We start from the raw sequence: 1,367 nt of genomic DNA, 5'->3' as shown, positions 1-1,367 counted from the left end.
AGCGACGTTCAGACCAACAACTCCGACACTCCCGAGAGCAACGCCAAGCAGCCCGCCAAGCACGGCAACAGTAACTGTCTCCGTAATGACAACCAGAACCCGAGCCCGTGCCGAGAAGCCGACAGCGCCGAGAATGGCTATCTCTTGACGGCTCGCAGTTAGCTCTAAGCCCATCATTGTCGCGACGAACGCGACCCCAATCCCCCCAGCAACGACAGTGGCAGCCAGCGCCATTGCGAGCGGTAAGCTCGTGGTCGATGTCTCTGCGCCAGTCAGCCCGACGCGTGAAACCACGCTCGTCCCCGGATAAATATCAGTAAGCAGTGAGTGAACGCTGGGGTCAGTCGTACTCACCAGAATCTGGTCAGCGGTATCACTGCTGGTCTGGCCCGTGAGTGTTTGAAGTTCAGCAAGCGGCATCACAACCGCTGGCACCTCACCCACGCCAGCGTCGAGATCCGTGTCTGTCACGTGGGAGACGGTCCCAGTTCGGGTGCTCCCACCGAGTGTGAGTTCATCCCGTTGTGTCACGTTGAGTTCAGTGGCAACAGCAGGGGAGATGACCATCTGTCCTGTCCACGGCCCAGCGTATGACCCGTTGTCATAATGGACGTATGAGTCCGCTAATGGTGTCGTATTGAGTCCAGCAACATGTCGCCCGGATTCGGGGATCACGCCCAGCGCGAGGACATACGTCTGCTCGTTGGTTGCTGGGTGCCGAAGCTGAATCGGGGTGATCGCAACGGGAGTGACATAGTCAATCCGTGAATCCGCGCGTAACTGGGCCGTAATGCGATGGACCTCGCTCAGTTGGGCTCCCTCTGCGTTGAGTGGGACGCTCCCTGCGCCCGACTCGTCAGGGACGATCCAGTAGTCGATATCCTCACTCTGGACGGTTGCGCCACCAGCGAGCCCCGCTGACAGACTCGTGACAACGACCAACAAGGCGACCGCAAGGGCAACACCGGTGATTGAGACGAGTGTGCGGCCGCGTGCGCCTGTTCGGAGGCGCCCAACAACGCGTCGGACACCGAGGCCACAGATCCCTGCCAATTGACGTAGCCGGCTACTCACGTCTCTCGGCGTCCATCACGCAGTTTGATCACGCGGTCTGTTCGGGAGAGGGTATACTCATCGTGTGACGCGATGACGACGGCCCGGTCCGTAGCAATATCAGTCAACACATCAAGCACCTGTTTGCCGGTCTCGCGATCGAGTTCGCCGGTCGGTTCATCAGCAATCACGACCGCTGGATCCGCAGCGAGTGCCCGAGCGATCGCGACGCGCTGTTGTTCGCCGCCGCTTAACGAGCCGGGGCGGTGTTTGTGACGCCCGTCGAGGCCGACCGCGTCAAGCAACTCCGTGGC

2 protein-coding genes are annotated in these 1,367 nt (G+C 60.6%); both read right to left on the bottom strand.

Annotation, left to right across the window (positions count from 1 at the left end; translation table 11 throughout):
* On the bottom strand, window positions 1–567 hold a 567-nt coding region (locus EXE42_RS15535; RefSeq protein WP_321167825.1), incomplete at its 3' end, for an FtsX-like permease family protein.
* A 503-nt stretch (window positions 568–1,070) separates the two neighbouring features.
* Window positions 1,071–1,367 (bottom strand): ATP-binding cassette domain-containing protein (locus EXE42_RS15530; RefSeq protein ID WP_137706909.1); only part of this gene is annotated, 297 nt, incomplete at its 5' end.

The organism is Halorubrum sp. SP3 (assembly GCF_005435195.1).
Lineage (GTDB): Archaea > Halobacteriota > Halobacteria > Halobacteriales > Haloferacaceae > Halorubrum > Halorubrum sodomense.
The sequence above is the reverse complement of the archived record's forward strand: the minus strand, read 5'-3'. Positions and strand labels throughout refer to the sequence as shown.